The 4,063-nt window shown below is 74.1% G+C and carries 6 protein-coding genes; 3 read left to right on the forward strand and 3 right to left on the reverse strand.

What is annotated here, in order from left to right; translation table 11 throughout:
• Positions 1 to 758: ABC transporter substrate-binding protein (locus AB0C29_RS36925; protein WP_360830508.1), on the reverse strand; the 758-nt coding region annotated here is incomplete at its 3' end.
• Positions 759 to 760: 2 nt separating this feature from the next.
• Positions 761 to 1,585: an alpha/beta hydrolase gene (locus AB0C29_RS36930; protein ID WP_360830511.1), complete on the reverse strand. Its 825-nt coding sequence runs from the start codon at positions 1,583 to 1,585 to the stop codon at positions 761 to 763.
• A gap of 114 nt (positions 1,586 to 1,699) precedes the next feature.
• On the opposite strand from AB0C29_RS36930, the gene AB0C29_RS36935 reads away from it, so the two are divergent.
• Complete coding sequence (locus tag AB0C29_RS36935; RefSeq protein WP_360830514.1) at positions 1,700 to 2,074, forward strand: hypothetical protein; 375 nt, start codon at positions 1,700 to 1,702, stop codon at positions 2,072 to 2,074.
• Positions 2,075 to 2,081: 7 nt separating this feature from the next.
• Here AB0C29_RS36935 and AB0C29_RS36940 read toward each other — a convergent pair whose 3' ends face one another.
• Entirely contained in the window at positions 2,082 to 2,852 is a 771-nt protein-coding gene (locus tag AB0C29_RS36940) for an alpha/beta hydrolase-fold protein (protein WP_360830517.1), read from the reverse strand.
• A gap of 134 nt (positions 2,853 to 2,986) precedes the next feature.
• On the opposite strand from AB0C29_RS36940, the gene AB0C29_RS36945 reads away from it, so the two are divergent.
• Positions 2,987 to 3,328 (forward strand): helix-turn-helix domain-containing protein, encoded by a 342-nt coding sequence (locus tag AB0C29_RS36945; RefSeq protein ID WP_360830520.1) that lies wholly within the window; start codon positions 2,987 to 2,989, stop codon positions 3,326 to 3,328.
• Positions 3,325 to 3,891, forward strand: a complete 567-nt coding sequence (locus AB0C29_RS36950) for a carboxymuconolactone decarboxylase family protein (RefSeq protein WP_360830523.1) — start codon at positions 3,325 to 3,327, stop codon at positions 3,889 to 3,891. Before AB0C29_RS36945 ends, AB0C29_RS36950 begins: the two co-directional genes overlap by 4 nt.
• Positions 3,892 to 4,063: the final 172 nt, after the last annotated feature.

The raw sequence follows: 4,063 nt of genomic DNA on the forward strand, positions 1-4,063 counted from the left end.
TTCGCCCACACCTGAGCTCCCGGGAAGTGCGCCGGGATCCCCGCGGCCTGGGCGGCGGCCCCGTCCAGGTGGAATCCGCACGGGGTGACCAGCACGATCTCCGGGTCGTCGGCGGCCAGCTCGGCCCAGGTCGTCTGCACGGACCGGGCCCCCGGCCGGGCCGCGACCGGGTCACCACCCGCCGCCGTGACCAGGTCGGGCACCCAGTGCCCGGCGGTGAACGGCGGGTCCACCCACTCCACGACGGCCACCCGGGGACGGGCCCGGCCGGCTACCGCTGATGCGACCGCCGCGAGCCGTCCCCGCAGACTCGTGACCAGTGCCTCGGCGCGTGGCAGCACACCCGCCCGGGCACCGACGGCGAGAAACGTGTCCAGCACCTCGTCCAGCGAGTACGGGTCCAGCGACAGCACGTCGGCCCGGCAGCCCAGGTAGTCCAGCGCGTCGGACACGTGGTCGGAGGGCAGCGCGCACACCCGGCACAGGTCCTGGGTGAGGATGAGGTCGGGCGCGAGCTCCGCCAGCGCGTCGCCGTGCAACGTGTACAGATCACCGCCCGCCGCCAGCTGCTCCTTCACGTACGCGTCGATCTCGCCCGGGTCCATGCCCCGGGTGTCGCGGCCGCCGACCACCACCGTCTTCTCCTGCCGGGCGGCCGGTGGCTCGTCGCACTCGAACGTGACGCCGACGAGGTCGTCGCCGAGGCCGAGGGCGTACACGATCTCGGTGGCGGACGGGAGCAGCGAGACCAGGCGCATGGTCAAGCAGTGTGCCGCAGGATCTCCTCGATCACGACACCCCACACGGCCTGGGGCGGAAACTCGTGGCCCACGCCGGGCAGCGGCACCAGCCGGGCGTCCGGGATCTCGCGGGCCAGCGCGGCCGGATGCGCCATCGAGAGCAGCGGGTCCACGGTGCCGTGCATGACCAGCGTGGGCACGCCGACCGTGCCGAGGCGGTCGCGGACCGGCGGGCCGCAGGCGGCCAGCCAGTGATTGCTGTACGCCGCGGCCGGATCAGTGGTGCGGTCGAAGACCCGCTCGGCGAGCTGCCGCAGGTGAGTCGTGTCCGCGGTGAACGGCCCACCCACCGCCGCCACGCACGCGACGAGCTCGTCCACCGCTGCCGCCCGGTCCGACCAGTCGGTCCGCGGGGGCCGGGGAGGCACCGTCCCGGCCGGCGACTCGTCGATCAGGCCCGGCGTGGTCGAGATCAGCGTCAAGGTGCGCAGCCGGGGCGGGTCCTCGACGGCCAGGCGCTGAGCCAGGCCGCCACCGAGCGACAGCCCCACGATGTGCGCGCGGGCCACCCCCAGGGCGTCGAGCACCCCGAGCGCGTCCTCGGCCATGTCCACCTGCGAGTACGGCGGTGCCCCGGCCGGGAACGACGTCGACCGGCCGGTGTCGCGGTGGTCGTAGCGGATCACGAAGCGGCCACCGTCGGCCAGCCGGCGACAGAACCCGTCCTCCCACCAGTCCATCGACCGGGCGCCGCCGGCGATCAGCAGCACCGCGGGATCGTCGCGCCGGCCGAACGCCTCGAGGCACAGATCCACCCCGTTCGCCGGCACCATCGTCTCGCCCATGGCCGGAGTATTGCCGCGCAGCCTGACAGTTTCCTGCGCCGCGCTGTCCCCCGAAAGACTCACGTTTGCATCGCTCCGGCCCGTGAAGATCATCGCCCGTGTCAGGGTCGGGCCGTGCCTCTGCCCGATCTCGCCACCTACACGCCGCACCGCACGGTCACGGACGCCACCTTCGAGGGCGTCGCCGTACCGGGCTTGCGGGCCGAGTTCTTCCACCGCGCCGAGGGTGAACGGGTGGCCTCGGCCGGCCGCTACTCGCTGGGCGGCCGGGACCTGCTGCTGGCCTGGGGATGGACCGACGAGCCGGACTGCCGGTTCTCGTCCGTCCGCGATCCCGACGGGTTCTGGCATCCGGAGACCACGGGCTGCCCGGTGGTGGAGATCCTGCGCGACGGCGCGGCGCCGGACGCGCCGGTGACCGGGCTGGCGCTGCGCACCCCGGCCGGTCAGTGGATCACCGCCGACCGGGCACCGGCCCGCGCCCGCTGACAGCCGGTCAGCGCAACGCTCCCGAGACGAGATCACAGGCGGACGGCAGGCACGTGCTCCAGTAACCGAAGTTGTGCCGGCCGCCGGTGTACGAGCCGGCCGCCCTGGGTTGCGGCAGGGCCCGTTCCAGCGCCCGTACGTCGTTGAGCAGGCCGTCGTCGGTGCCGCACCAGAGCCCGACCGGCACCCCGCGCAACGCGGCGGCGCCGGCGAAGACCTCGTCACCGGGGGAGACCGCCGGCGAGAACGCGGCCACGGCCCGCACGAAGCCGGGAAAGGTCTGCGCCAGCAGCAGGGCACCGTACCCGCCCATGGACCAGCCGCACACCGCCAGCCGGTCGGTGGCGAAACCGCGTTCGGCGCACCAGGCCGGGATCTCCTCGTGCACCATCCGCTGCGGGTCGTCGGCCCCGGACGGCCGCCAGGAGAGCCGGCCCCCGGTCGCACCGGCCAGCACGAACGGCGCGTTGCCCCGCCGGACCGAGTCGGAGGCGAACCGGCCCAGCCCGAGCGCGGGGAAGTCGGCGGCGGTCTTCGACGCGCCGTGCAGAACCAGCAGCACCGGCAGGCCGCGGCCGTCGCCGTACCCGGCCGGCACGGCGGTGTAGAAGTCGACCGTCCGGCCGCGGGCGGCTGATCGCCGCTGCTCCAGCCGCTCGTCACCGAGCGGGGCCCCGGGGATCACCGGTACGGCGGAGCCGCGCCGCTGGTACCAGCCACTGACGGCCGCGACACCCGCTGCCGCGCCGGCCCCGGCCAGCAGGGTCCGCCTTCTCACCCGATCTCCATTGCCCGTTCAACGGCGCCGCGGCACCTAAGTGACGGTGCCCTGCCCCCGCTTCGGATTCCGCATCACCCAGCCGCGCGTTACCGTATCGGAAACAGAAGCACTCGGGGAGGGACGGGAACGCGATGACGGTGCCGAGACCGGGACTGCCGGTACGCGGATCGAGCACCGGGCGTCCGCTGATGGCGGCGCTCGACCTGTTCGGCCGGCGCTGGAGCCTGCGCATCGTGTGGGAGCTGCGGCACGGTGCGCTCGGCTTCCGGGCGTTGCAACAGCGCTGCGACGACATGTCCTCCAGCGTGCTGCGGCAACGGCTGTCCGAGCTGGTCGAGGCCCGGATCGTCGCGCAGGAGGCCGGCACCGCGTACGCGCTCACCGAGCTGGGTCTGGCCGCGTACAAGGCGCTGCGGCCGCTGGTCCGGTGGGCCGACGACTGGGCGACAGCCCTCGAGGACGACGCCTCGTGACCAGGATCGCCCCGGTCGAGCCCCCGTACCCGCCGGACGTGGCGGCCCAGCTGGAGTCGATGATGCCGCCCGGGGTGCCGCCGATCGGGCTGTTCCGCACCCTCGCCCGCAACCTGCCGATGACGGCCGCGATGAGCGGATGGGGCCGCTACGAGCTGGGACCACGGCTGTCGCTGTCCATGCGCGAGCGGGAGATCGCCATCGTGCGCACCTGCGCGCGGTGCCGTTGCGAGTACGAATGGGGCGTACACCTGAAGTTCTTCGCCGAACGCGTCGGGCTCACCGGGGACCAGATCCGCTCCTTGACGGCCGGGTCCGCCGATGACCCGTGCTGGGCGGTGGCCGCTGAACGCGCGGTGATCCGGGTCGTCGACTCGCTCTGCGACACCGGCGACGTCAGCGACCAGCTGTGGGCGGAGGCGCGGGAGGCGTTGGCCGAGCCCCAGCTGCTCGACCTGCTGCTGCTCTGCGGCTGGTACCACGCGATCAGCTTCACCGCCCGAGCCGTCCGGGTCGCCCTGGAGCCGGGCGCTCCCCGCTTCGCCGACGTCGCCGCCCCCTGACGCTCACGGGTGCCAGTCGGCGTAGCGGGCCATCGATCGCAGCGCCAGGCGCGGCGGCGTCCAGCGGATCGCGGTGTTGCGCGCGGCGACCAGCAGCGGCTGGGTGAGCTGCTGGCCGAAGCGCCCGATCCGGTACGAGGCCCGGGCGACCGACTGCGACCGGGGCCGCCGC

Origin of the sequence: Actinoplanes sp. NPDC048791 (genome assembly GCF_040650095.1) — a bacterium.
In the GTDB taxonomy this organism is placed as follows: domain Bacteria; phylum Actinomycetota; class Actinomycetes; order Mycobacteriales; family Micromonosporaceae; genus Actinoplanes.